The organism is Ensifer sp. NM-2 (genome assembly GCF_003024455.1).
Lineage (GTDB): Bacteria > Pseudomonadota > Alphaproteobacteria > Rhizobiales > Rhizobiaceae > Ensifer > Ensifer canadensis.
In genome coordinates this window covers 35,011-55,443 of sequence record NZ_PVZR01000023.1, presented here as the reverse complement: position 1 = coordinate 55,443, position 20,433 = coordinate 35,011, and the positions used below count along the sequence as shown (strand labels likewise).

The 20,433-nt window shown below is 63.0% G+C and carries 20 protein-coding genes; 4 read left to right on the top strand and 16 right to left on the bottom strand.

Annotation, left to right across the window (positions count from 1 at the left end):
- Positions 1-12: 12 nt before the first annotated feature.
- Positions 13-1,491, bottom strand: a complete 1,479-nt coding sequence (locus C6558_RS31520) for a PLP-dependent aminotransferase family protein (RefSeq protein WP_025429516.1) — start codon at positions 1,489-1,491, stop codon at positions 13-15.
- A 74-nt stretch (positions 1,492-1,565) separates the two neighbouring features.
- Between C6558_RS31520 and C6558_RS31515 the strand changes: the two genes are divergently transcribed.
- Both C6558_RS31515 and C6558_RS31510 read left to right on the top strand, forming a co-directional pair.
- A complete protein-coding gene (locus tag C6558_RS31515) occupies positions 1,566-2,201 on the top strand; it encodes an FMN-binding negative transcriptional regulator (protein WP_025429515.1) in 636 nt (211 codons plus the stop codon).
- An 8-nt stretch (positions 2,202-2,209) separates the two neighbouring features.
- Positions 2,210-2,773 (top strand): GNAT family N-acetyltransferase, encoded by a 564-nt coding sequence (locus tag C6558_RS31510; protein WP_025429514.1) that lies wholly within the window; start codon positions 2,210-2,212, stop codon positions 2,771-2,773.
- Positions 2,774-2,847: 74 nt separating this feature from the next.
- Here C6558_RS31510 and C6558_RS31505 read toward each other — a convergent pair whose 3' ends face one another.
- A complete protein-coding gene (locus tag C6558_RS31505) occupies positions 2,848-3,228 on the bottom strand; it encodes a YciI family protein (protein ID WP_025429513.1) in 381 nt (126 codons plus the stop codon).
- Between the two features lie 227 nt (positions 3,229-3,455).
- On the opposite strand from C6558_RS31505, the gene C6558_RS31500 reads away from it, so the two are divergent.
- Entirely contained in the window at positions 3,456-3,665 is a 210-nt protein-coding gene (locus C6558_RS31500) for a hypothetical protein (RefSeq protein WP_025429512.1), read from the top strand.
- A gap of 228 nt (positions 3,666-3,893) precedes the next feature.
- Here C6558_RS31500 and C6558_RS31495 read toward each other — a convergent pair whose 3' ends face one another.
- From C6558_RS31495 to C6558_RS31455, 9 genes are all read right to left on the bottom strand, one after another.
- On the bottom strand, positions 3,894-4,745 hold the full coding sequence (locus tag C6558_RS31495; protein WP_107028129.1) for an alpha/beta fold hydrolase: 852 nt from the start codon (positions 4,743-4,745) through the stop codon (positions 3,894-3,896).
- Positions 4,746-5,263: 518 nt separating this feature from the next.
- Entirely contained in the window at positions 5,264-5,941 is a 678-nt protein-coding gene (locus tag C6558_RS31490; RefSeq protein WP_025429510.1) for an RraA family protein, read from the bottom strand.
- Between the two features lie 118 nt (positions 5,942-6,059).
- On the bottom strand, positions 6,060-7,088 hold the full coding sequence (locus C6558_RS31485; protein ID WP_107028128.1) for a hydroxyacid dehydrogenase: 1,029 nt from the start codon (positions 7,086-7,088) through the stop codon (positions 6,060-6,062).
- Between the two features lie 41 nt (positions 7,089-7,129).
- Positions 7,130-7,978, bottom strand: a complete 849-nt coding sequence (locus C6558_RS31480) for a CoA ester lyase (RefSeq protein WP_025429508.1) — start codon at positions 7,976-7,978, stop codon at positions 7,130-7,132.
- Entirely contained in the window at positions 7,975-9,189 is a 1,215-nt protein-coding gene (locus tag C6558_RS31475; protein ID WP_025429507.1) for a CaiB/BaiF CoA-transferase family protein, read from the bottom strand. The genes C6558_RS31480 and C6558_RS31475 overlap by 4 nt, the downstream gene beginning before the upstream one ends.
- Before the next feature lie 22 nt (positions 9,190-9,211).
- Entirely contained in the window at positions 9,212-10,291 is a 1,080-nt protein-coding gene (locus C6558_RS31470) for an ABC transporter ATP-binding protein (RefSeq protein ID WP_057207613.1), read from the bottom strand.
- Positions 10,284-12,002, bottom strand: a complete 1,719-nt coding sequence (locus C6558_RS31465) for an iron ABC transporter permease (protein WP_107028127.1) — start codon at positions 12,000-12,002, stop codon at positions 10,284-10,286. Before C6558_RS31465 ends, C6558_RS31470 begins: the two co-directional genes overlap by 8 nt.
- 127 nt (positions 12,003-12,129) lie before the next feature.
- Positions 12,130-13,242 (bottom strand): ABC transporter substrate-binding protein, encoded by a 1,113-nt coding sequence (locus tag C6558_RS31460; protein ID WP_057207611.1) that lies wholly within the window; start codon positions 13,240-13,242, stop codon positions 12,130-12,132.
- Positions 13,242-14,006, bottom strand: a complete 765-nt coding sequence (locus tag C6558_RS31455) for an IclR family transcriptional regulator (protein ID WP_057224383.1) — start codon at positions 14,004-14,006, stop codon at positions 13,242-13,244. Before C6558_RS31455 ends, C6558_RS31460 begins: the two co-directional genes overlap by 1 nt.
- A 354-nt stretch (positions 14,007-14,360) precedes the next feature.
- On the opposite strand from C6558_RS31455, the gene C6558_RS31450 reads away from it, so the two are divergent.
- A complete protein-coding gene (locus tag C6558_RS31450) occupies positions 14,361-14,546 on the top strand; it encodes a hypothetical protein (protein WP_057207609.1) in 186 nt (61 codons plus the stop codon).
- A gap of 376 nt (positions 14,547-14,922) precedes the next feature.
- On the opposite strand, the gene C6558_RS31440 is transcribed toward C6558_RS31450, so the two are convergent.
- From C6558_RS31440 to mtnK, 5 genes are read right to left on the bottom strand one after another with little or no spacing between them, the layout of a single operon-like run.
- Positions 14,923-16,041 (bottom strand): RuBisCO large subunit C-terminal-like domain-containing protein, encoded by a 1,119-nt coding sequence (locus C6558_RS31440; RefSeq protein ID WP_107028126.1) that lies wholly within the window; start codon positions 16,039-16,041, stop codon positions 14,923-14,925.
- On the bottom strand, positions 16,041-17,042 hold the full coding sequence (locus tag C6558_RS31435; RefSeq protein WP_107028125.1) for a transketolase family protein: 1,002 nt from the start codon (positions 17,040-17,042) through the stop codon (positions 16,041-16,043). Before C6558_RS31435 ends, C6558_RS31440 begins: the two co-directional genes overlap by 1 nt.
- Before the next feature lie 2 nt (positions 17,043-17,044).
- Entirely contained in the window at positions 17,045-17,980 is a 936-nt protein-coding gene (locus C6558_RS31430; RefSeq protein WP_057224389.1) for a transketolase, read from the bottom strand.
- Positions 17,981-17,983: 3 nt separating this feature from the next.
- Positions 17,984-19,078, bottom strand: a complete 1,095-nt coding sequence (gene mtnA / locus C6558_RS31425; RefSeq protein WP_107028124.1) for an S-methyl-5-thioribose-1-phosphate isomerase — start codon at positions 19,076-19,078, stop codon at positions 17,984-17,986.
- Positions 19,075-20,346 (bottom strand): S-methyl-5-thioribose kinase, encoded by a 1,272-nt coding sequence (gene mtnK, locus C6558_RS31420; protein WP_057213159.1) that lies wholly within the window; start codon positions 20,344-20,346, stop codon positions 19,075-19,077. Before mtnK ends, mtnA begins: the two co-directional genes overlap by 4 nt.
- Positions 20,347-20,433: the final 87 nt, after the last annotated feature.

The following is a 20,433-nucleotide window of genomic DNA, read 5'->3' as shown; positions in this document are numbered from 1 at the left end:
CCTGTGGGCAACTCAACCGTCGTTCGGGCCGCAGGAAAGCTCGCCTAATCCGTAAACGACGGATGCCAGCTTTTCCGTTCCCCGGCGCAATTCGTCCGGTGTCAGCGAGGCATAGCCGAGCACCATGCCGGCCCGGTCCGGTTTGCGTTCGAGATAGAGCGGCGACACGGGGTAGATGCCAATCCCGGCAGCCCCCGCGGTTTCGATCAGCCGCGTCTCATGCTGTGCGCTGATCTCACGGAACCAGACGACGACATGCAGCCCGGCCGATGTGCCGACGATCTCTAACTGTTCGCCAAAGGATGATGTCAGTGCCGAGATCAGGGCGGCGCGACGCTCTGCATTGGACCGCCGCATCCTGCGGACATGCCGTTCGTATGAGCCTGCTTCCAGTAGGATTGCGAGCGCCTCCTGCTCAAGGCTCGGGCTATGCCGGTCGGCGATCTGCTTGCATCGCGTGAAGACCTCGATCAACGGCCGGGGAACCACGAGATAGCCCAGCCTGAGGGCCGGCGAGAGCGTCTTCGAGACTGTGCCGACATAAATGACCCGGTCACGATCCGCTTGAAACAGCGGCGGTATCGGCTTCACGTCATAGCGGTACTCGCCGTCGTAGTCGTCCTCGATGATATAGGCTCCGACCGCATAGGCCCATTGCAGCAACGCGTCCCGCCGGCTCTGCGGCAGGACGCCACCGAGCGGAAACTGGTGGCTCGGCGTCACGTAGGCGAGCGCTGATTTTCCACGGGACGGCAGGTGCTCAACGACAAGGCCGGCATGGTCGCAGGGAGCGGCAACGATTTCAGCGCCGGCGGCGACCATGACGTTGCGCGCCATGGCATAACACGGTTCCTCAACAATGACGCTGTCGCCGCGATCGACGAGAACGCGGGCGCAGAGATCCAGCGCCTGTTGCGAGCCGGAAACGACGACGATCTGATCGGCGTCGCAGCGGATGCCGCGCACACGCCAGAGATAGCCCTGAAGTTGTTGTTTCAGGGCGGCGGAGCCGGCCGGATGCTCGTAGGAAAGGCTAGCACGGCGGCGCAGCAGCACCGCATTCATCGCCCGCCGCCACAGCAGCGTCGGAAAGTCGGCGGCGGCAATATCGCCATAGCGAAAATCGAACTCCAGTGCCGGCCGCCTCTCAGCATGGTGGATCGGAAGCTTCATCAGCCGAGCAGCATAGTCCGACATCGGCCATTCCAGGCGATGCTCAGCCTGTCGCCTGTGTCGCGTTCCTGGCCCGGCCATATCCGAGACGATCGACGCCGAGCCCTGGTGGCTGATCACGTAGCCCTCGGAGACGAGCTGGTCGAAAGCGGCCGTGACCGTCGTGCGCGACACGCCCAGTTCCTCGGCGAGCGCACGGCTCGATGGCAGTCTGTCACCGGGCGCATAGACGCCAGCACCGATCTGGTCGCGCAGATCAAGATAAATGCGGCGGGCTGCGCCCGTGCGTCTTGATCTCCCGTCGCTCAACTGGCCCAATGAAAATCTCCGAAACTGGACGTTTATTTTGTGCCAGTTAACGCCGATGCTGCGCGAAGTTCAAGGAGAGTTCCATGTACACGCCGCCAGCTTTTGTGGTCGACGACACCAGCGAAATACACGCGATGATGCGGGCATGCCGCATCGCTAATTTTATCACCGCGACGGCGCAGGGTCCCTTGGCGACACCGCTGCCGATGTTGCTCGACGCAGAGGAGGGAGAGATGGGTACGCTGTATGCCCACCTCGCCCGCCCCAATCCGCAGTGGCAAACGCCGGTAATCGGCGATGGCCTCGCTGTCTTCATGGGTCCCGACGCCTACATCACCCCGGCCTGGTATGCAGCGAAGGCCGAGCATGGAAAGGTGGTTCCGACATGGAACTACACTGCTGTTCAAGCCAAGGGCCCGGTCGAGTTCTTCGATGATCCGGCCCGGCTGCTCGATGTCGTCAAGCGGCTCACTGATCTCCACGAGGCGGCGGCCGCAAAACCGTGGGCCGTCAGCGATGCGCCTGCGGCTTATATCGCAGCGCAATTGCGCGGCATCGTCGGTATTCGAATGCCGATCACGCATCTGGCAGGCAAACGCAAGCTGAGCCAGAACCGCCCCGAGCCGGACAGGATGGGCGTCAGGAACGGCCTTTCGGAAAGTCATCGCGATTTCGACCGCGCAATTGCGGACATGATCCCCGTTCCATCATCATCGTGAGACAAAACATGTTCAGAAGTGATTTCGATCCACAGCCGGCATTGAGCGGCGAAGCCATTCGGCTCCGGCCGCTGCGGCCGAAAGACCTTGAGGGCCTTTACTCCGCAGCAAGCCATCCCGACGTCTGGGCAGGGCATCCAGCAACGGATCGCTACAAGCGGGAGAAGTTCGAGCCCTACTTCGCGTTGTTGCTTGCAAGCGAAACGACGCTCGTGGCGATCGATCGGCAAAACGACAAGATCATCGGATGCTCCCGCTACTACGTCGCACCTGACATGCCGGACAGCATTTCGATCGGTTTTACTTTCCTCAACAACGCCTATTGGGGCGGCGGCACCAACTTCGACCTGAAGCGGCTGATGCTCGGCCATGCCTTCGGTACCTATCCGGAAGTCTGGTTCCATATCGCGCCGAGAAACATTCGTTCGCAAAAGGCGACTGCCAAGCTCGGTGCGGCACATGTCTATGACGCGATATTGGACCTCTCGGGCACGCCGTCGCCGTGGATGTGCTTCCGGCTGCGGCAGGACGATTGGAACCGTGTCGTCGCCGGCAGGGCCGAGGTCGCTTGAGCAGCGGCTGACGCAAGAAGAACGGGCTCTCCATATCGCAGAGCTCCGTTTTCATTGTAAGTCAATGCTTACGGTTATTCTTCCTTGAAACCCAATGACGCGCCGGGAAGGTAAAGCGAAATCGGCCGGATTTCGTACGTGGCCGTCGGGTTAGCACGACGCAGATCACGGGCTGCCGCAACGGCTGCCTCAAGCGTTGGAAAATCCACGACGTAGAGACCGAGCAATTGTTCCTTGGTTTCGGCAAAGGGGCCGTCGATGACAATGCCCTCGCCTTTGCCTCGCAGCGTCACTGCATGCTGGGTGGGGCCAAGCCGTGCCGCCGGCCCCAAGGATTTTTCCCGCACGAGGCGGTCATTGACCTGGAGCAGGTCGGTCATCAGGGCCGCGTCCTCCTCCTCGGTCCAGGATTCGACCACTCCCTCTTCGTGATAGGCGAGGATGGCGTAATACATCAAAACATCTCCCTTGCGCGTTTTCGGTTTTCGCTCAGCCAAGCAACCACCGGGACGTATTTGGGTGAGCGCCGCCGCGAATATATGGCCGGATCGGCGCGCAGACTATGGGCATGCACGTTTCAATTGAAGGAACGGTTCGAGGCGAAAGCGCTCACGCTTCAACAAACTGTCGCACAGGAGGGGTATCGGAGACCGCGAAGCAATCTTGACGTCCGCGCCCACCCATGACGGCGCCGACGTTTGATGGGTATGACATGCGCACGTCTCGAATACTGGCCGGATTGATCGAACGACACGACGAGCTGGAGCTCAAGCTCGATTTTCTCGAGTGCACCAGCACCGCTCTCAGCGATGATGGCACTCTTGCCGAGTTGCGACACACGCTCAAGGAAATCAGGCGAGATATTGCCCGCAACAGAACCCGTTGTCGGTGACGTTCATCAGCGCGGACCTTGATGTTGGCGCAGGCGCCTCGCTGTCTCATCGCCAAACGGCGAGAGCACGCAGCACGCGTTGTCGGCGCTGCGTACTTTCGACGGATATTGTGCAGGCGGGATACTGTCTTCACCGAGAGCGCATCTGGTTTCGACGAGGTAGCAGATACGCTCTATCTCTTTGTTTTTGCGCATTTCCAGGAAAACCGCCTCGCACTTTTCCTGGCTTTAGTCCGTGTGTCTGACAATGGCCGGGATGATGATACCCCAATCGTCCCTGTGAAGTTCATGCCCGCCGCCGGCGATCGGAAGATATTCGGAGCCGGCCACGGCATCGGCAATGGCCATCCCATGCTCGACCGAGAAGATCGGGTCGGTGGTGCCATGGATTACCAGCAGCGGCGCTTCGAGCGATTTGAGCTTGCCTTTGACAGTGTCGCCGCCCTGAAGCATGAAGTGGTTCGTGGCGGAGAGTAGGCCACCCGAGCGATCATAATCCCGCTCGATGAAGGCACGGATCCGGTTCGCGTCATGGGGGTGGGCCGTGCTCGCGACCATGCGGGCGTCTTTCGTCATGAAATCGATCACTTGTGTCCGATCCGACCAGTCAACGCTTTCGGCCGCAGCGACGTGTTCCATATAGTCAGCGCTTATCGGTGGAAGCTCAAGCTCGAGTCCCATTGGCGTGGTGCTGACAAGCGTCAACGACGACAACCGTTCCGGAGCGGACAACGCCAGGATCTGGGCGATCATGCCGCCGAGCGACATGCCGACGACGTGAGCCGATGCAATGCCACAGGCGTCGAGCACGGCAACTGCATCACCGGCCATGTCCTCCATCGAATAGGGAGGATTGCCGGGGGCATATTTGGTTGAAAGCCCCGTATCGCGGTTGTCGTAGCGGATGACATAGCGCCCGCTTGCCGCCAGCTTGCGGCAGAATTCGTCGGGCCACCACATCATCGAGGCCATCGCACCCATGATCAAAAGCACCGGCGGGGCCAAGGGATCGCCAAAGGTCCCCGTGGCGATGGTGACGCCGTTGCCGCCTACGACATTCTTGGATGTTTCCTCGGCCATGGCCCTGCTCCTCGCTGTTGCACCAGTGGCGGCCAGGGCTGCTGCCACGAGCAGGAACTGGCGTCGGCGATGTAGGTATCTACAGCGCCGCGCGGCATATTAGACGCGCAAAGGTCGCTGTAGCACTTTGAATTGCTGCATGCTTTCATCCTTAAATCGAATGGGATTTAAGGAAACAGGCAGTAGCGTCCTTTTCATCGTCGGCTCCCTCGCGACATCTAACGTCGGCATGGGCAGACACTACGGCTGCCGACCTTCTCGCTCGAGAGAGGAACTGGCCAAAATAGGGGCATTCGTGCCAGAGCGCTGTAAGTCGCGCAGCTTTTGTTAGGTCGCGTCTAGACCGGCGGGTCCACGAGGCTCTGATGGCGGAAGGCACGGGCGTCGCAGACGCCGCGTAACGGGGCGCTTGGCCGACAACCGGCTGGCGGCCACGTCGATCACTGCGTTGTTGAAACGGTCGGGCAGTTATCGTCGTGAAACGACCGGGTGGGGAACCCGCCTTTTGATCGAGCAGGCTAGTCGACCAGGGCGCAGCCCAGCCGCTCAAGTTCCCGGTCCACCCAGGACCTGTCCATCGTTCCAGAAAGCGTCGCCGCCATCTGCTTGGCCTCGGCAACCTGTTTGGCCCGGGTTGCCTTGAGGACCGCTTCGGCATCCGCCTTCGGCACGCAGACGATACCATCGATGTCGCCGAGCATCAGGTCGCCCGGATTGATGACCATTCCGGCGATGGAAACCTGGAAGCCGATCTCGCCCGGGCCCGTACGATAAGGGCCGCGATGGGTGACGCCAAGCGCATAGAGCGGCAAGGGCTGGGCGCGGATGGCTTCGGCGTCGCGGATGGCGCCGTTGAGGGCGAAGCCGGCGACGCCGCGCTTGACCGCATGCGCCAGCATCAGTTCACCCATCAGCGCATTGGTCGTGTCGCCGCCGGCATCGACGACGATGATGTCGCCGGGCGCCGCCATGTCGATCGCCTTGTGCAGCATCAGGTTGTCGCCCGGGCAGGTCTTGACCGTCAGCGCCGGGCCGGCGAGCACGCCGCCGCTATGCATCGGGCGTAGCCGATCACCGCCGGCGACAAGCCGCGACATGCTGTCGGACACATTGGCGACGGGCAGGACGCGGAAGGCCTCGACATAGGAAGCGTCAATACGCTCCATGCTGTTCTTTACTCTGAAACCGATGGGCATGTGGTCTTCCTTCTGGAACTCTCGAGCGTTCCGGTTAAGCGGGGTCGTAGAAACGCTCTATCTCGTTGTTTTCATGCATTTCCCGGCGGAAATCCGCCTCGCGTTTCCCGGGAAAGCTTCAGGCGGTCGCCTTGCGCAGGCCGAGGCTCTGCGGAGTCGCAAGGCTGAAGGCATCAGGCGCTTGGCCGTTGAGGACGCTGATGATGTGGCGCGCGGCAATTTCGGCCATCGCTTTCGATGAGCCGTGGGTGACGCCACCGATGTGGGGCGTCGCCAGCACCAGCGGCGAGGCCCAGAGCGGGTTGTCGGCAGCCGGCGGTTCGGCTGCGAAGCTGTCGAGCGCGGCACCCGCTATACGCCTGTCGCGCAGGGCGACGGCGAGCGCCGCCTCGTCGACGATGCCGCCGCGGGCGGTGTTGACGATGAAGGACGTCGGCTTCATTAGCGCCAGGCGACGGGCATCGATCAGGTGGCGAGTCTCCGCCGTCAAAGGGCAATGCAGGCTGACGATGTCGGCGCGGGCGACAAGCTCGTCGACGTCGTCGATGGCGGTTATGTTCTCCTGAGCGAGTGTCGCTGCGGCATGCGGATCGTAGACGATGACGTCCATGCCGAGTGCGTGCGCCATGGCCGCTGTCTCGCGGCCGATCGAGCCAAAGCCGATGAGGCCCATGAGCGTACCGGCGATATCGCGTCCCATGAAGGTCGGTTTCGGCCACTGGCCGCTTTTCACCGCCGCGGTCAGCGGTGCGATCTCCTTGATCAGCACCAGCGACAGCGCGATCGTGTGTTCGGCGACTGCGCGCGCGTTCGAACCCATCGAGCGCAGCACCGGGATGCCGCGATCGGCGGCCGCCTGGATGTCGACATTGTCGACGCCGACGCCGTGTTTGACGATGACCTTCAGCTTCGGCGACGCGGCAATGACAGCCTCGTTGATCTGGCCCTGCCGTACCATGATCGCGTCGACGCTGAGATCGGCGGCGCGTCGGGCGACGACATCCGAGGCGTCGTAGGGTGGAGAAAAGAAGACATCGCAGTCATGGGCGTTGAGCAGCGCGACGGCGCTCTCGGCAATCCTGTTGTGGGTTACAAGGACGCGCCATTTGCGGTTTGTATGGTTCTCGGCAGCTGGAAAGTCGGACACTCTGTTCTCCAGGATAGATGCGGGGTCGCCGGGCGGTTGGATCAGCCCGTGGTGCGCGCCAGCAATCCGCGGGCGCGCGTGACGATCGGCAGGTCGACGAATTTGCCCTCGAAGGTGAAGGCACCGATCCCGGCCAGTGCGGCGGCATCGGCGGCGGCAATCAGCCGTCGGGCGCGGTCGAGCTCTTCCGCGGAAGGCGAGAAGCCGTCATTCAGCAGCGAGATCACGCTCGGGTGAATGCAGGTGGCGCCGTCGAAACCGAAGTCCTTGGCTTCCCTTATGGCTGCAGCCAATCCCTCCTTGTCGGCATAGTCGGCCGTGCTGCGCAGCAGCCCGAAGGAGAGGACGCCAGCGGCCTTCGCGGCGTAGTGGATCATCAGCTTCGGTATGCGCAAAACCTCAGGCGTCGGCTGGGCGCCCATGGATGTCGCAAGGTCCTCGCCACCAGCCGACAAGGCGAAGACCCGCGGGCCTGTGGCGATCGACGTGGCGTTGAGCAATCCCGCGGGATCTTCGATCAGCGGCGCAAACCGCATCGGCGGCCGGTTCGCGGCCGATTCCAGCGGCTCCAGGTGCCGATCGAGTTGATGCAGGACTTCAGGCGAAGACACCTTGGGAATGTAGAGCGCCAGTGCGCCGGCCTCGCAGGCCGCACTGGCGTCGGCCAGCATCGTCGTTTCGTCATGGGTGTTGATCCGCACGATCACCGCAGCGCCGCGCTGGCCAACCATCGGCACGGTTCGAGCAAGAGCGACCCTTGCCGCGTCCTTCTCGTTGGCGGCGACCGCGTCCTCGAGGTCGATGATAATGGCATCGGCGCCGCGTTCGTGGGCCTTTTCTAGAAAGCGGGGCGAACTGCCGGGAACATAAAGTAGCGAGCGCAGCATCATTCGGTTCTTCCCCCCATGATCAGGTCGATTTCGTCGGTCGACAGGCCGACTTCGTTGAGGACGTCGCGGGTGTTTTCGCCAAGCGCCGGTGCCGGGTTGCGCCAAACGCCGGGGGTCGCCGACATCCGCGGCAGGATGTTGTGCATGGGCAGCGACCCGTGCTCACGATCCTCCACTTCGGTAAAAACCTCGCGCTCGATGAAATGCGCGTCGCTAAAGGCATCGGCGATGTTGTAGACCGGCCCGACCGTTGCACCGGCCCGGCGCATGACGTCGAGTGCGTCGTCGCGCTCCCTCGTCGCAAACCAGGCACTGACGGCCTCGTCGACCAGCGGCCGGTTGCGGACCCGGTCGGTATTGGTGGCAAAGCGCGGATCGGTGATCATTTCGGGACGGCCGATGATCTCGAAGATACGTTTGGCAACCGCCTGGGTGGAGCCGGACAGCGCGACGTATTTGCCGTCGGCGCATCGATAGACGTTGCGTGGCGATGTCGTGTTGGAGCCACTGCCGACCCGTTCCTTGATCTTGCCGGTCGTCTTGTAGATCGCGGCCTCCGGTCCGAGCACCGAGAACATCGGCTCCAGCAGCGACAGGTCGATGACCTGCCCGCGCGCCGTGCCGCGCTGGCGCGCCAGCAGCGCCATGCTGACAGCCGAAGATCCGTAGATGCCGGCGATCATGTCGGCGAGTGCCAACGGCGGCAGTACCGGTTCCCGATCGGGAAAGCCGGTGCGGGCGGCAAATCCGCTCATCGCTTCCACCAGCGTGCCGAACCCCGGCAGGGTGGCGTAAGGACCGGTCTGACCGAAGCCGGAAATGCGCACGACGATCAGGTCGGGATTGCGGGCAAGCAGCGTCTCCGGCGCCATGCCCATCTCCTCGAGCGTGCCCGGGCGGAAGTTCTCGATGAACACATCCGCCGTGTCGAGCAGCTTGAGCATGGCACCCATCGCAGCCGGTTCGCGAAGGTTGAGCATGACCGAGCGCTTGTTGCGGCCATAGGTCTTCCAATAGAGCGAGCTTCCGCCGTCGCGCCAGTCGCGCAAGGGGTCGCCGACCGGCGGCTCCACCTTGATGACGTCGGCACCGAAATCGCCGAGCTGCAGCGACAGCATGTTGCCCGCGACCAGCCGCGACAGATCGACGACGCGAATGCCGTCAAGCGGGCCTTTGGCGGCGGCGTCGAAGCTTTTGGGTTCCTTGGTCATGAGGTGCTCCGCGTTTAAGGGCTCAGGCCTGCGGCCGGGATTGCGCGGCAAACAGCGTCGAGGCTTCCGGCGGCACATAGACGAAGACATGCTTGTCGGCGACCTCGCGCGCAGTCTGGACGCGGAAGGTGCTGCCGGCGCCTGTCAGCTCGTACTGATAGACGGAGCCGAGATAGGAGCCGCCCTGAACGGTTGCCTGTACGACGTTTTCACCGGCGCTGCCGACGATCTGCAGCCGCTCCGGACGCACGGCAATCACGACTTTTTCGTCAGCACCGTTCCGGCCGGTGTTCGCCTTGATCATCGTTCCGTCTTCGAGGCGAACATTGGCGATGCCGGCGGCGCGATCGACCACGGTACCTGTCAGGAAGTTCGAGGAGCCGATGAAGTCGGCGACGAAGGCATCGGCCGGCGTCTCGTAGATTTCCTTCGGGGTGCCAAGTTGGCGGATACGCCCCGTGTCCATCACCGCGATGCGGTCGGAAACCGCAAGCGCTTCCGCCTGATCGTGGGTCACGTAGACGGTCGTGACGCCGAGACGTTCCTGAAGCTCGCGCAACCAGACACGGGCGCGCTCGCGCAGCTTCGCATCGAGGTTGGACAGCGGTTCGTCAAGCAAAAGCAGGCCCGGTCGATAGACGAGTGCGCGCGCGAGCGCCACGCGCTGCTGCTGGCCGCCGGAAAGCTCGAAGGGGTAACGCTCGGCGAATTTGGCCATCTCGACCAGTTCAAGCGCTTCCTTTATGCGCTTGTCCTGCTCGGCGCGGCCGATCTTGCGCAGTTTCAGCGGGAAGGCGAGGTTTTCCGCCACCGACATATGCGGCCAAAGCGCGTAGCTTTGAAAGACGAGCCCGATGTTGCGCTGTTCCGGCGGCACCACCGTTTTGGTCTTGCCGTCGAAGAGCACGCGGTCGCCCATGCGGATTGCGCCCGATGTCGCGTGGTTCAGTCCGGAAATTGCAAAAAGCGTCGTCGACTTGCCGCAGCCGGAGGGGCCGAGCAGCGTCAGGAACTCGCCCTTCGGAATGGTCAGCGAGACTTCGCTGACGGCCTTGTAGGAGCCGTAGTTGATGGAGAGGTTGTCGAGGATGAGATCAGCCATAGATCTTGGCTCCCAGCAGACGGCGCGCCATGAAGACGAACAAGGCCGTGATGATGACTTGGATGGTGGCAAGGGCGGAGACGGGTCCGTTGTCGCCCTGGGCATAGAGCTGCAGCATGGTCGAGCCGATGATTTCGGAGCCCGGCTGATAGAGGAAGACCGCCGTCACATACTCCTTGAAGAAGTGGATGAAGAGCAGCGCGAAGCTGGAAAACAGCGCCGGCTTCAACAGCGGCAGGACGATGCGCGTCACCGTCGTCCACCAGTCGGCGCCGGAAATGCGCGAGGCGCGGTCAAGCTCCTCACCGATCTGCGACAGCGCCGGTGCGATCGCACCGAAGCCGATCGGAATGTAGCGCACGACAAAGGCGGCGATCAGGATCCAGATCGTGCCGCGGATCATGTCGAGGCCCGGGACCCAGACCACGGCATAGAAGAAGCCGAGGCCGGCGATGATGCCGGGCAGCGAGCGCGGGAACAGCGCGACATATTCCAGCGCGCGGCGGAAGCGGAATTCGGAACGCTTGGCGACAAGCGCGATGAGCACGACGCAGGCGGTGCCGATGATGCCGCCGAGGAAGGAGATGACGACGGAATTGAGGATCGCCCTGACATATCCCGGCTGATTGAAGATCAGCTCGAAGTTGGCAAGGGTCAGTAGCTTCCAGAACGGGACCAGCGGCGTCAGGAAGCTGACGCTGGCGCGCATGAGGATACCCGCAAAGACGGCGACGATGGTGAAGAGCACATAGGCCGCGACGGCGGCGAATGCGACCCAGCGCCAGTGTCCGAGGTCGACGAGCGAGGGGCGGGAGGCCTTGCCGCGCACGGTGACGAAGCGACCGCTGTCCTTCATCAACCGGCCCTGCAGCCAGACGAGCAGACCGACGATCACAAGCAGCATGACCGCGCCGGCGCCGACGATGCCGTAGTCGGATTGCACCGCGGCGTTGATGCCCTGGTCATAGAGGAAGGTCGTGACGGTATGAATGCCGCTCGGGCCGCCGAAAACCAACGGGATTGCCAGCATCTCGATGCCGATGACGAAGTTCAGAACAGCGGAATAGACCATGGCCGGCCGCATCATCGGTACGGTGATGCTGATTAGCGCTCGCATCGGGCTGGCGCCGGCCGAGCGGGCAGCATCTTCCAGCTGGGCATCGGCCTTGGTGACGGCGCCGATGCACATGAGATAGGCGAGCGGCGCCTGGCTCAAGCCCGCAACGATGCTCATGCCGGTCAGGCTGTAGAGGTTCCACGGGCTGAGTCCGGTGCTCGCCTTGAAGGCGAGGGTGATATAGCCCGACGGTCCGTACATGGTGAACCAGCCGAAGGCCATGACGAGGTTGCTGACGAAAAGCGGCCAGATCAGGATCTCGCCGATCCATTTGCGTCCGGGCAGATCGGTGCGGCCGACGATGACGGCCATAACCGAGCCGAACAGCTGGGCAACGACCATCGTGACGACGGCGAAGAACAGCGTGTTGAGCACGATCTTGCCCATGCCCGCCTCGGTGAACAGGCGAACGAAGTTGCCGGCGGTGACGACGGCGTCGGGCTTGTAGAGCGGCCGGTCGAGAAAGGCCTGGAGAATAATGGGCGCAATCGGCCCGATCACCAGGATCGTGGTCAAGATGCTTACGGCCCAGAAGGTGATGGTCGACCGGTCACGCGTGGCGCTCGGTGCCGACCCTGCTGTGAGCTCGGTCATGGCAATAGTCCTCGAAAGCCGTCCGCGAACGCGAAAGACGGTCGTCAGGCTTCGTAGAGTTGAAAATGAGGGCAGAGGAACCGCCGGCCGACCGTATCGCGGCCGACGGTTGCTGAGTCGAGGCCCGTTAGTTGCCGGCCATCGCGGCGGTCCACTTGGTGGCAAAGCCCGCAGCGTCATCGATGATCGCCTTGTCGAAGCCGACGGCGATCAGGTTTTCCATGCCTACCTTGGCAGCGATCGCCTGATAGGTGTAGCGAACCTCGGCTTCTTCGACGTCCTCGCGATAAGGCGTCAGTCCGCCCTTGCCGACCTGCGTCTGGCCCTTCTGGCTGAGCAGATAGTCGACGAACAGTTTTGCCGAGTTCGGGTTGGCCGCCTCGCTCGGGATGCCGAGGCCGCGAAGCATGACCGGCGTTCCGTCATCGGGGAAGGCAAAGCCGAGGATCTCGCCGCCGGGCTGCTCCAGGCGGGGGAAGATGGTGATGCCGGAGACGGCGATGCCGACGAGATATTCGCCGGTGGCGATCTTCTCGTTCATCGGGCCGCCTGAGACTTCACCGCGGATCATCGGGCCGATTTCGCGCAAGCCCTTCCAGCCGTCGTCGCCCTTGACCTGCAGCGTCTTCCACCAGGCAGCAAGCCCAAAGGAGTTGCGGGCGGCGTCATAGGTGGTGATCTTGCCGTCGAACGTCGCCTTGTCGGCGGCTGCCGCCTTGACGAGCGAGGCGAAACCGGTCGGGCGCTGGCCCTCCGGCAGCAGCGCGGCATTGTAGGTGATGACGAGCGGGTCCGCCGACATCACGTAGATGCCGGGATAGGGATTGGCGAAGCCCGGCAGGCGTTCGGTTTCCGGGCTGGCATAATCGAGCATGCGGCTCTCGCTGCCATAACGTGCCCAGCGGTCGTTTGCGCCGGAGACCAGGATGTCGGCGGTGCGCGCACCGCTGCCAGCTTCCGCTTCCCAACGGGTGTGCACGGTGCCGGAGCCGAGGTCGAGCGTCTCGATCTTGATCCAGGGATAGAGTTCGTTGAAGCCCTTGATGACAGGCTGCCAGTTGTTGTCGGCCATGTTGGAGTAGACGACGAGGCCAGCTTCCTTGCGTGAGGCTTCGACGATCTGGCCGTAATCGGCCGGATAGTACTCAGGCAGCTTCGGCTCCTGGGCAAAGGCGCTGGTCGAGACCATCGCCGATGCGGCCAGCAGCCAACCGGCGAGCTCTCTCTTCAAATAGGACATCAATTCCTCCCGTGGGTTTTCCCATTTTTGAAAATGCGTCGCGAGAGCTCCTCACTTGCGCGACGCGCGGCTTCGACCGTCGCCTCGGTGACGCGATCGAGATTGTTGGCGATCCGCTCGCGCGGACCGGAAATGTTGACGACGGCGACGATGCGGCCGTCGGGATCGCGAATGGGCGCCGCGACGCCGGCGGCACCCTCGACCCGGCCGTAGAGATTGGCGACATAGCCTTCCCGACGCCCGGCGCTGACGCGCTCGGCGATGGCATCGGGGTCGTCTTCGGCTGGCACGGAGTGACCGAGATAGGTTTCGAGCTCCTGGTCCGTCAGGCCGGACAACAGCATCAGTCCGCTTGCGACGTAGTGGGCGACACGCTGTGTGGCGATATCGCGGTCATAGCGGATCTCGCGCATGGGCAGGATCTTGTTGAGATAGCGGACCTGCCGCTCGTCCGTCAGCACGGCGATGAAGCCGGTCTCCTCGATCGCCGCCACCGTTTCGCGAAGGATCGGCTCGGCCACCCGCAGGATCGTGCCCCAGCCGCTGTTTGCTTCCGACGGCTCACCCGGCAGCCGGATCAACAGGTAGCGTCCGTCGGTCTGGCGGGCGACGTACCGGGCTTCAACAAGAGTGCGCAGCAGAAGCAGCGTGCTGCTCTTAGGCAGGGAAAGGGCCTGGACGACCTCGGCGAGCGAGACTGCTTCGCTGCGCGACGCCAGCCACTCGATCAGGTCCAAAATTCTTTCCGCGCCCCGGCCGCTCATCGTGATTTTTTCCTTGTTCAATATATTGAACATGTGCTATATAATGAACTTACCGAGCGTGGCCGCCCTTGTCAAGGTGCGGCCAGTGCTGCCGTTTCCTGTGCGCCTTGTCGTTCGCCAACGAGTGTCAGCAGGCAAAGGATAAGTTCAGGCTCCTCGACGCGATTGGGGAGTTGGGAGGTTCCGGTTCATCCGATCGAACCCGAAACGTCATTTCAGACCGCAACAAATCTTGAATCGTCTGATCAAACGCTCGCCTCCATTGGCGGGCACGCTCCCATCGTGTCCGGTCTCAGATCGCGCCTCGTCAAGGTGCATGAACGACCTGGGCAGTGTTCGACTGAGGAGTGAACTATGCGTAAGCCAAAGCTTAATTCCACGGCCCATCCCGTAATCGAGCCCGGCTACAAGCCGGTGGCGCTGCCGGCGGTGCGTGCCGCCCATCTGATGCTGAAGAGCAAGCGCGATGCCGACGTGCGCCACGCACAGCGCAAGACCGCCATGCGCATCGTCAACCAGTTCGATCGTGACACCGACTGACGAACAGGCGCCCGCTTCGCACGGACGTTTCCCGAAGGGGGGGTGCGCATCGTCGCAGGAGCGGTAAGTTATCCGGCGATATCTGAGCGTGGGGGCCGACGGCCGTCGAGCGACGGCAGTCGCTCAGTTCGCGGATACGGGCGAAACCACCTGCCAGTTTCCAAACAGCGTCAAGCCAGCGGCCTTGGCAAGAGCCACGGAGGCTCATTGTCGAGCTGGCATCTGCGGGGGAATGGACACTTGGAAAGCGCTTTGCGCCGCGTAGGGCGGGCCGTCTTGCAGCGTCTTTGCTGCGACGGTGATCAAACCTGCCGGACGCACCGTCGCGCCCGGCAGGGCCTTGGGAGGCTATCCTCGTAGCTGAACCGTCGTACGCTTAGCGTGCAACCGCTTCGACGATCCGGCGGCTGGCCGAAACGATGTCCGTGTCCTGAAGCAGCGCGCCGCCGATCAGATACATCACGTCTTGGCCGTAGGCTTCGCGCATCTCCGGCACACGGCTAAGATTCATGCCGCCACCTGGCGCCGGCACGATCGCCTTCGGGCCACCCATGTCGACGGCGCAGGCCTTGGCGATCGACTGGCACTCCTCGCGGGTGAAGCCGAACCGCCCGCCGAAATTCGGGTAGATGGCGGCATCGGCACCCATCAGGCGCTGCAAGGCGCCGTAGAAGCAGCGATGCGAAAAGCCTGTATCCGGCGAGACGACATTGGCACCGGAAAACGCCGGATGCGAAACGATCGGCAGGGTGAAGCCCGGGTCGGACGCCAGCGTGTGGATGACGTCATAGCCGGCGAGGGCCGGTGATATCATCACCGCGCCGGCGCCGGCTTCTTCCGCCATCATCGCCCGCTCGAACAGCTCTTTTGACGAGGCTGTGATGTTCGGCACGAAACTGGCTCGCCCGCCGCCCTTCGCATTGGCTTCACCGACAGCTTCGACACAGGCCGCCAGCCGTTCGGCAAACGGCGACGTCCTCTGATCCACCAGCCCATGGTCGTCCTTGACGAAATGCATGCCGCCGAGCGCGAAGTCGTGTGCGCGGCCCGCCAGTTCGGACGTGGACAATCCAACCGGCTTGATGGCGGACATCAACAGCGGTTGCGCGCCGATGCCGGCTCGTTGCCGGAGCCCGGCAATGCCGTGTCGTGGACCCGGGCAGAGAGCGAGGATAGCCGGGGAAAGGCCGATGTCCTCGACTTTCAACCCCGGTTTGATCGAGCTGTTGCCGAAAACGATATTGAGGAATTGCAGGAAGTCGCCGCCGATATCGTCTTCACTGTAGGAGATATCAGCGAGATAGCCGGGACGGCCGTCCGGGTCCTGCGCGAGGGCTTCGAGCTTGCCGAGGATTTCGTCCTCGACATAACCTTTGGGCACGACATCGCGCGGGATCTCGACCGTCTGTTCGAGGGCGATGTCGAGCGCCCGTGCGCGCGCCTCGGCTTCGTCGGCCGCCCTGACGTAATAGCTGACGGTAAACCGGGGCGCCATCAGAGCGCCTCCGCCTTCTGTGCCGAATGCACGTGATCGAGACGAACCTCGGTCAGTTCGTCCTCGCCTATTTCGAGCGATCTGCCGGTAAGCTCCTCGATTGCCGACACCAGCGCGCCGGCATCAAGGCCGTACTTCTTCATCAGGTAAGGCTTCGAGGCGCCATGGGCAAAAGTGTCCTTCAGGCCGAGGCGCTTCAGACGGACGCCAAGCCCCTCTTCGGCGAGGATCTCGGCCACCAACGATCCGAGCCCGCCGACGGTGGTGTGGTTCTCGAGCGTGACGATGCCCTTCTTGCCGCGCGCAGCCTTGATCAGCCCGTTGCGGTCGAACGGCTTGAGGGTCGAGGCGTGCAGGTGATGCAGCCCGATCCCGCGGGCTTCGATCGGCCGTGTCGCCCGCAGGACCTCCTCGGTGCAGACGCCCGAGCTGACGACGAGGATGTCGTCGCCTTCAGACAGGGTGCGCAGTTTGTTGAAGGCGAACGGCGTCGAGAACAGCCGGGGGACTTCGCCGCGAAGGACGCGGACATAAACAGGACCGTCGATCGCATCGGCGACCTCGAGCACGGTCTCGACCTCGGTCGCGTCGCCGGTCTCGAAGATCGTCATGTTCGGCACGGCGCGCAGGACGGCGATGTCTTCGATCGCCTGGTGGGTGATACCGCCCGGCGTGGTGATGCCCGGCAGGAAGCCCATCAGCCGGACCTTGCGATTGGAATAGGCGATCGAATTGATCAACTGATCGTACGGGCGGCGGTAGAGAAAGACCGAGAAGGTGTGGATGAACGGCCGATAGCCCTGCATGGCCAGCCCCCCGGCGAAGGAGAGCATGTTCTGCTCGGCCATCCCCAGCGACAGAAACTGCTCCGGATGCCGATCGCGAAAACCATCGACCTCGCAGGAAGAGGTGAGGTCAGCCGAAAGGCACATAACCTCAGGACGGGCTGTGGCGAAAGCCTCGAAAGCCCTCGCGTAAGGGCGGTTGACGATTTCGACCATGGTCAGGCCCCTTCCATTTCGTTCGGGCTCACGCCCAGTTCGACAGCCAATGCCGCCTGCATCTCAAGCCTCTCCTCGGCGCTCTTGAAGCGCACGTAATGAAGGCGCGGGAAGCGCTTCTGCAAGAAGTTCATTCCCTGGAACGGCGACGTATTGGCGAGGATGATGAGCGGTTTGCCGGGTTCTGCGCTGTTGGCAGCAATGCGCATGGCCTGCAGATCGTGACCGTCGATCGAGCGGCAGGTCGCCCCGAAGGCTTCGACCCGACGGGCGAGGTCGCCCAGATCGAGAACCGAGGACATGGCGCCGTCGCATTGCTGGCGGTTGACGTCGACGATGACGCGGATGTTGTCGATCCCGTGATGCGCCATGGCGGCAAGGCATTCCCAGGTTTGTCCCTCCTGGAACTCCCCGTCGGACATGTAGACCCAGACCTTGCCCGGTTCGTTACGTTTCTTTCGGGCAAAGGCGACGCCTGCGGCCATGGAAAGACCTTGCGCCAGCGAGCCGGTCGTAACCTCCATGCCCGGGCTGTGCTCGGCGCCGATCATCTCGACGGAGCCGCCGTCCTTGTTGAAATGGTCGAGAGCACTGTCGTCCATCCGGCCGACTTCGATGAGCGCGCTATAGATCACCAGCGCATAATGCGCCGGCGAGATGAAGAAGCGGTCGTATTCGGGTGCCGCAGGGCCGTGGTAGCCCGCGCCGGTAAAGGCTTCGGGATTATCGGCAGAGGGCACGCCGCGAAACGGCAGCGGCACCTTTGGCAAGGTCGGCTCGCCGAGCGTCAGGATCTCGTTGTAGAGCAAGGCAAGGCTTTCGGCCGCCGAACATGCCTGGCTCAGATAGCCGCCATTATTCTTCATCGTATGGAAGAAGACGCGGCGGCGGATGCCGAGCGCGATCTCTTCGGTCGTCTTCTGGTTCGTGAGGCTCATCGGTCAGCTCCTTTCCGGAAACAGCGCTTTGAGGCCTTCGGGCGAGGGCACGGCGACGCCGCGCTCGGTGATGAGGCCGGTGATGAGGCGTGCCGGCGTCACGTCGAAGGCCGGGTTTGCCGAAGGGCTGCCTTCCGGCGAAACGCGAACCGAGATGATCGAGCCGTCGGGACCGCGGCCCTGGACAAAGCTCACCTCGTCGCCGGTGCGCTCCTCGATCGGAATCTCCTTCACGCCGTCCTTGACCGTCCAGTCGATGGTCGGCGAGGGCAGCGCGACATAGAAGGGGACGTCGTTGTCGCTGGCGGCAAGCGCCTTCAGATAGGTGCCGATCTTGTTGCAGACATCGCCATTGGCGGTGGTGCGGTCGGTGCCGACGATCACCATGTCGACTTCGCCGTGCTGCATCAGGTGCCCACCGGCGTTGTCGACGATCAGCGTGTGCGGCACGCCATGGCCGTTGAGTTCCCAGGCGGTGAGCTGCGCACCCTGGTTGCGCGGCCGGGTCTCGTCGACATAGACGTGGACGGGGATGCCCGCCTCCGTCGCCATGTAGATCGGCGCTGTCGCCGTTCCGTAGTCGACCGTTGCGAGCCAGCCGGCATTGCAGTGGGTGAGGATGTTGACCGGCTCGCCGGGCTTCTTGGTCGCCGCAATCTCGCGGATGATTTTCAGGCCGTTGGCGCCGATCGCCCGATTGAGTTCGACATCCTCCTCGGCGATCTCGCCAGCGCGGCGATAAGCGGCTTCGGCGCGCTCTTCGGCCGGCAGAGGGCGCAGGAACTGCCGCATGGCGTCGAGCGCCCAGCGCAGGTTGATCGCCGTCGGCCGGGTCTCGTTGAGCTCCTCCCAGACTGAATCGAGATGGCGGTCGGACGGGTCGTCGGCCACTGCGATGGCGATGCCGTAGGCGGCGGTGACGCCGATCAGCGGCGCACCGCGCACCCACATGTCGCGGATGGCAACGGCGACGTCGGCGACGGTTTTCAACGTGACGATCCGGAACTCGTGCGGCAGCCAGCGCTGGTCGATGATGTCGACCGAACGGCCGTCGGCGTTGAGCCAGATCGTATGGTAGTGCTTTTCTCCGACTTTCACGAAAGTGTCTCCTGCTGAAGCCGTTCCGCAGTGGCGCGAATATCCCAGAGGCTCGCAATGCGATCCCGGTTGACGGCAAGATGGCGCCCGAGCTTCAGCGCCTTGCTTTCGCATTTGGCGCGGCGGCTGAGGTCGGCGATGGTTTCGAAATCGGCATTGTGGGCAAGGCCGAGGATGCGCCTGAGGATCTCGACCCCGGCAAAGCCGAGCATCTCGCGGTAGATCTCATCAAGAACGATGGTCAGCGCCTGTTCGGCGCCGAACGGGTCGGCGCGGTCTTCGAAAAGGCTCGCCTGATAGAGGATACCCTTGCGCTCGCTGCGCCAGAGCGCGGTAAACTCGTCGCAGAAGGTTTGCCAGATCGTCTCTGCCGTATCCAGCAGGTAGGCGCGCATCTGATCGCGTTCGCCGGCAGCGCTCTCGTGGCCACCTTGAGAGAAGTAGCTCATCCAGAAATTCGCCAAGAGCATGCCGACATCGAAGCTGATCGGTCCGTAGAAGGCGAATTCCGGATCGATGACGCGCGTCTCGTCGTCGGTGACCATGACCGAACCCGTATGTAGATCGCCGTGGCAGAGGGTTTCGGCCTTGGCGGAGAAGATGTGTTTCAGGCGCTGCGCCTCGACCTTCAGGTCGCGGTCGCGACGCAATTCCTCGACCAGGCTGTCGAGGTGCGGGGTGGTGTGGCGGTTCATTTCCGCCTCGAAGTAGGGATCGGAAAAGACCAGGTTTTCGGTGATGTCGCAGAGTTCGACATTGTCCGCGAAAAGGGCGAGATCGGCCTTCTTGTCGCGCGTCGGCATCGAAAGGTCCGAGCCGCGGAAAAGCGTGCGGGCCGCGAAAAGGCCGAGATCGCGACCGATCTTCGGCAGCTTACGCCCCTCGATCAGCGCACGCCGCAGGATCACGTGCGGCGCCAGATATTCCATAATGATCATCGCCTGCTCGGCGTCGAAGAACAGGATTTCCGGCACCATGCCCGGGTCGCGCGCCGCCTGGCGGGTAAGGGCGTGGTATTCGAAGAACGAGCGCTTCAACGGCAAGGGCCAGCGCTCACCGACGAGCCTGACATAGGGGAGCGCCTGCTTGACGATAGCTGCACCCATCTCGCCCGTGACGATGAAGACGAGATTGAGGTTGCCGTCGCCGACCTCCTTGACCTGCCAGCGGCGATGATCGCCGCCGATCCTGTCACATAGCGCAGCATTGCCGCTCAGCCTTAATGGCAGCGTTTCGGCGCTGAGCGCCTCGAAAACGTGCTTGTCCATATGGTCCTCCCTATGGGCATGGCCGGCCTCGGCCGCTCCTCGCCATGCTGTCATGGACCATAGCTAAATCGGCATTCTGTCAAATGT

Excerpts from the sequence above, each read along its gene's own strand:
- C6558_RS31460 (WP_057207611.1), bottom strand. The coding sequence starts at position 13,242 with ATGTCCTATTTGAAGAGAGAGCTCGCCGGTTGGCTGCTGGCCGCATCG.
- C6558_RS31465 (WP_107028127.1), bottom strand. The coding sequence starts at position 12,002 with ATGACCGAGCTCACAGCAGGGTCGGCACCGAGCGCCACGCGTGACCGG.
- C6558_RS31510 (WP_025429514.1), top strand. The coding sequence starts at position 2,210 with ATGTTCAGAAGTGATTTCGATCCACAGCCGGCATTGAGCGGCGAAGCC.
- C6558_RS31480 (WP_025429508.1), bottom strand. The coding sequence starts at position 7,978 with ATGATGCTGCGCTCGCTACTTTATGTTCCCGGCAGTTCGCCCCGCTTT.
- C6558_RS31470 (WP_057207613.1), bottom strand. The coding sequence starts at position 10,291 with ATGGCTGATCTCATCCTCGACAACCTCTCCATCAACTACGGCTCCTAC.
- C6558_RS31435 (WP_107028125.1), bottom strand. The coding sequence starts at position 17,042 with ATGGTCGAAATCGTCAACCGCCCTTACGCGAGGGCTTTCGAGGCTTTC.
- C6558_RS31450 (WP_057207609.1), top strand. The coding sequence starts at position 14,361 with ATGCGTAAGCCAAAGCTTAATTCCACGGCCCATCCCGTAATCGAGCCC.
- C6558_RS31440 (WP_107028126.1), bottom strand. The coding sequence starts at position 16,041 with ATGGCGCCCCGGTTTACCGTCAGCTATTACGTCAGGGCGGCCGACGAA.
- C6558_RS31515 (WP_025429515.1), top strand. The coding sequence starts at position 1,566 with ATGTACACGCCGCCAGCTTTTGTGGTCGACGACACCAGCGAAATACAC.
- C6558_RS31495 (WP_107028129.1), bottom strand. The coding sequence starts at position 4,745 with ATGGCCGAGGAAACATCCAAGAATGTCGTAGGCGGCAACGGCGTCACC.
- C6558_RS31500 (WP_025429512.1), top strand. The coding sequence starts at position 3,456 with ATGACGGCGCCGACGTTTGATGGGTATGACATGCGCACGTCTCGAATA.
- C6558_RS31505 (WP_025429513.1), bottom strand. The coding sequence starts at position 3,228 with ATGTATTACGCCATCCTCGCCTATCACGAAGAGGGAGTGGTCGAATCC.
- C6558_RS31455 (WP_057224383.1), bottom strand. The coding sequence starts at position 14,006 with ATGAGCGGCCGGGGCGCGGAAAGAATTTTGGACCTGATCGAGTGGCTG.
- C6558_RS31490 (WP_025429510.1), bottom strand. The coding sequence starts at position 5,941 with ATGCCCATCGGTTTCAGAGTAAAGAACAGCATGGAGCGTATTGACGCT.
- C6558_RS31430 (WP_057224389.1), bottom strand. The coding sequence starts at position 17,980 with ATGAGCCTCACGAACCAGAAGACGACCGAAGAGATCGCGCTCGGCATC.
- mtnK (WP_057213159.1), bottom strand. The coding sequence starts at position 20,346 with ATGGACAAGCACGTTTTCGAGGCGCTCAGCGCCGAAACGCTGCCATTA.
- C6558_RS31475 (WP_025429507.1), bottom strand. The coding sequence starts at position 9,189 with ATGACCAAGGAACCCAAAAGCTTCGACGCCGCCGCCAAAGGCCCGCTT.